This window comes from Pseudomonas sp. P4_D7, from assembly GCF_056401755.1.
In genome coordinates, this window is sequence record NZ_JBFUIR010000156.1 from 1 (window position 1) to 1,525 (window position 1,525).

Sequence of the window (1,525 nt, forward strand, 5' to 3'; positions counted from 1 at the left end):
GAGGTAAGGTTCTCGCTAACCTTGTCTACCGAAAGTGCGCACTGGTCCGGCAGGCAACGCCAATTCGGTCCCGCTATCATGCTCACCACGGCCGCTGAGTCGCGGCCGTTTAAGGAACCATGGATGCGGACCCGATGATGCGCCCCGCCCTTGCCGTGACCGGCCTCGCCACATCCCTGCTTCTGGCTTGTGCCGTTCCGGCCCGCGAGAAAACTTCGCCACCGCATGCCGCGGGCACCAGCGTTGCCCAGGCACTACCTTCTCCAGATAAGGACCATCCGATGAACGCTGCCGTTTCGCCTGCGCTGCTGCCCGGAGCGCGCGACGCCGGGGCGCGCGTGCTGACCTTCCTGTCGACTGTCTCGTCTACGGCCGCATTCACGCCAGCGGGCATCGGGCATGCCATGGGCGTCACCCTAGGGCCGGACCCGAACAACGACTCCGGTTGGGCCATTTACCACAGCCCCGACTTGGGCCAGGGTTGGAGCTACTGGGTCCAATTTGCGGCGGGCGAGGCCACCTTGAAGCCGGGGTTTCGCTTCTGGTTCGACCACACCGACCGCGCCGCCGATGCCGCACCCGTGTGTGCGCTGCCCTTGGACAAGCTGCGCAGCACCTTGACGGCCCATGGTTGGGCTGAACGGTCCGTTCCTTCGGAAATCGGCAGTGTTCAGGCGATCGAGTTCGCCAAGGCCGACATGGTGCTGACGTTGAGCGCGCGCGATGGCGCGGACGTGCACGGCACCGCGTGTGTGCTGTCGCTGCAAACTGCTGACGCGCGCTGACCAGGAAGGACTCTCCCATGGCTGCGCCCCACCCCGACCTTGATGCCGCGGTAAACCAGTTTGCGCAGCAGCCAGGCGATGGCTGAGGCAACCGCTCGTACGCACTGTGTGCACCGTGTGCACCGGCCTAGTTGCGCGGCGCAACGCTTCACGGCGTGACATCTTTCACCTGCTGGATATTGAGCACATAGGGCGTCAACGGATCTGGATCGGCCTGAAAGAGTCCCGTTATCGTTGCAAACCCTTTGCGTCCCTGATGGTTCATCTGCACGTAGAATCGATGGATATCCTTGTGATCCAGGGTTGCTTCTGACTTGATAACCAGTTCAATTCCGCGACCAGGGCACGCCCTGTCGCTGAAATTCATGTGATCCTCTCCGAGAATGACAAACCCTCGAATCCGAATCACCTGATTCACAAACGCCTGCGGGCTTTTCAGGACACTGCAAACCTCCGTGGTGTTGATCTCTGTCCCGTGTGTCCCGGCTCCGGCGAATGCGACGGGCGAGAAAAACAGGAGCCACGACCACGCAGCTAAGGCATTAAGCACACTCGTCTTCACTCTTCACCCTCTGGGCAAGCGACAAAACACGCGGAAACATTGACCACAGCGTCGCGCGCAGTGTTCGTCTCTGGTGTCTCGGGCCGACGCCAGCCGTGTTCTTTTTTTGCCGCGTCGGATTGTCCTAGCGATGTCCTGAGTATCGCGGGTCATGCTCGTCAAGGCACATGAATACGAC

Annotated in this window: 2 protein-coding genes; one reads left to right on the plus strand and one right to left on the minus strand. The window is 61.4% G+C overall.

Going from position 1 to position 1,525, the window contains the following annotated elements; all coding sequences use genetic code 11:
• Positions 1–134: 134 nt before the first annotated feature.
• Positions 135–785 carry a hypothetical protein gene (locus tag AC1DVF_RS29215; RefSeq protein WP_477783631.1) on the plus strand — a complete coding sequence of 217 codons (651 nt, stop codon included), beginning with the start codon at positions 135–137 and terminating at the stop codon, positions 783–785.
• Between the two features lie 148 nt (positions 786–933).
• On the opposite strand, the gene AC1DVF_RS29220 is transcribed toward AC1DVF_RS29215, so the two are convergent.
• Positions 934–1,152, minus strand: coding sequence for a hypothetical protein (locus AC1DVF_RS29220; RefSeq protein WP_477783632.1), 219 nt, complete (start codon positions 1,150–1,152; stop codon positions 934–936).
• Positions 1,153–1,525: the final 373 nt, after the last annotated feature.